Consider the following 1,550-nt stretch of genomic DNA (forward strand, 5'->3'; position numbering starts at 1 on the left):
CTAGACTAAATGTTCGCCTGGGGCTGGGTGACCCGTCTCACAATATGCAGGTATCGAGGGTTGCGAGAGCGATCCTCTCGTAGAGCCTCATGCATAGGAGACGGGCCATGGACGAGACTATCACATACGTCGGATTGGATGTTCACAAAGAAACGATTTCGGTGGCGCTTGCCGATGGCGGTAAGCGCGGTGACGTGCGCGCGTTTGGCCAGATCGTAAACACACCAACGGCCTTGGCCCGCATGCTGGCGAAGCTTTCGCAGTCGGGCCGGACCCTGAAGTTTTGCTACGAAGCAGGACCTTGTGGCTACGGCATTCAGCGGCAGCTGTCTGCCGCTGGCCATGACTGCGTGGTCGTGGCCCCGTCTTTGATCCCTCGAAAGCCAGGCGATCGCATCAAGACGGACCGTCGCGATGCCAATAATCTGGCAAGGCTTCATCGCGCTGGGGAGCTGAGCGCCGTGTGGATCCCCGATCGCGCCCATGAGGCGATGCGTGATCTGGTGCGGGCACGCCTTGCTGCCGTACGCAGCCTACGACAAGCGCGCCAACAACTCAGTGGATTTTTATTGCGCCACGGCTGCCATTATGGCCGTCCAGCCTGGACGCAGATGCACCGCCGTTGGCTGGCTGGTCTTCGCTTCGAGCAACCAATCCACCACATTGTGCTCGAAGATCATCTCGCCACGATCGAGGCTGCGACGGACCGGCGCGACCGGCTGACGAAGCAAATCGAGATGATGTTGAGCGAGTGGTCGTTGGCACCCGTCGTCCACGCGCTGCAGTCGCTCCGCGGCATGGCTTTGGTGACCGCTGCGACGATGATTGCCGAATTGGGTGATATCAGTCGCTTTACCAATCCGCGTCAACTCATGGCCTATCTGGGGCTCGTACCATCAGAGCATTCGAGCGGCGCAACTCGACGCCAAGGCGGCATTACGAAAGCGGGAAATGGAACGGCCCGGCGCATGTTGATCGAGGCGGCCTGGAGCTACCGGTTTCCCGCAAGGGTGAGCCGCGACCAGTTAATCCGCCAGGAGCAACTTCCAAAAACGGTTCGCGACACGGCATGGAAGGCGCAGGAGCGGCTCTGCGGCCGCTATCGCAAGCTGACGAAGGCCGGAAAGCCGGCCACGACCGTAACCACGGCGATCGCGCGCGAATTATCGGGCTTCGTCTGGGCGATTGCATGCCAGGTCTCAACGCGTTGAACATCGCCAAATTTTAGGAAAGCAAAGAGGAAGAGTAACCAACCCACCAGAAAGCCATGTGCACCTGGGCAAGGCTGGGGGCACGGTCACGGCAGGAGAACCCTCGCTTCCACTATCAGCCGGATATATCCGACGCTGGCTTCTAGACCGAGGACGCTCCGCGACGCATCAGGTCTGGCGGTAACCAACCCGCGCATCAGAGCATGATCAACCGTCGTTCATTGACCGTGCCTCCTGCCTTCCCCAGGACGTACTCATACGAAACACGACGTCCGAGAAATCGGCCGGGAGAATTTCTATTCCTGCTGCTTGAAAAGGCGAACATGAGAGTGGATTGAT

General features: G+C 59.5%; 1 protein-coding gene. It reads left to right on the forward strand.

The genetic code is table 11. The annotated features are described in order from the left end of the window. Positions 1 to 107 precede the first annotated feature (107 nt). Positions 108 to 1,211 (forward strand): IS110 family RNA-guided transposase, encoded by a 1,104-nt coding sequence (locus AKG11_RS33465; protein WP_050747149.1) that lies wholly within the window; start codon positions 108 to 110, stop codon positions 1,209 to 1,211. The last annotated feature ends 339 nt before the right edge of the window (positions 1,212 to 1,550 follow it).

Origin of the sequence: Shinella sp. SUS2 (assembly GCF_001262505.1) — a bacterium.
Taxonomy (GTDB): Bacteria; Pseudomonadota; Alphaproteobacteria; order Rhizobiales; family Rhizobiaceae; genus Shinella.